Genomic DNA, 419 nt, shown 5'->3' on the forward strand with positions numbered 1-419 from the left:
GCGCGGACGGGGCGACGGTTACCGGCGTCGAAGCGGGCACGGTTGCATCGGCCTCGGGCCATGTCGGCTCGGCCGTGGTGGGCAGCTACGGTTCAATCACGATCGACGCGAACGGCCACTACAGCTACACGCTCAACAACGGCGCCGCGGCGGTCCAGGCGCTGACCACCGGCCAGCATCTGACGGACACGTTCACCTACACGCTGACCGATGGCGACGGCGATACCTCGACGACAACGGTCGAGATCACCATCAACGGCACCAACGATGTGCCGACGGTCACCGTTCCGGGGGTGGGGGCGCCTGGGACTTCGGTTGACGAGGCCGGCCTTCCGGCCGGCTCGGCTTCCCTGACCAATTCCGAGACGACGGCGGGCACGTTCAGCTATACGAACGGCGACGGCGCCTCGACGGTGACG

At 67.8% G+C, this 419-nt stretch carries 1 protein-coding gene; it reads left to right on the forward strand.

What is annotated here, in order from left to right:
- Window positions 1–419: VCBS domain-containing protein (locus EN943_RS37435; RefSeq protein ID WP_164778628.1), on the forward strand; the 419-nt coding region annotated here is incomplete at both ends.

Origin of the sequence: Mesorhizobium sp. M7A.F.Ca.US.006.01.1.1, assembly GCF_003997935.1 — a bacterium.
Taxonomy (GTDB): Bacteria; Pseudomonadota; Alphaproteobacteria; order Rhizobiales; family Rhizobiaceae; genus Mesorhizobium.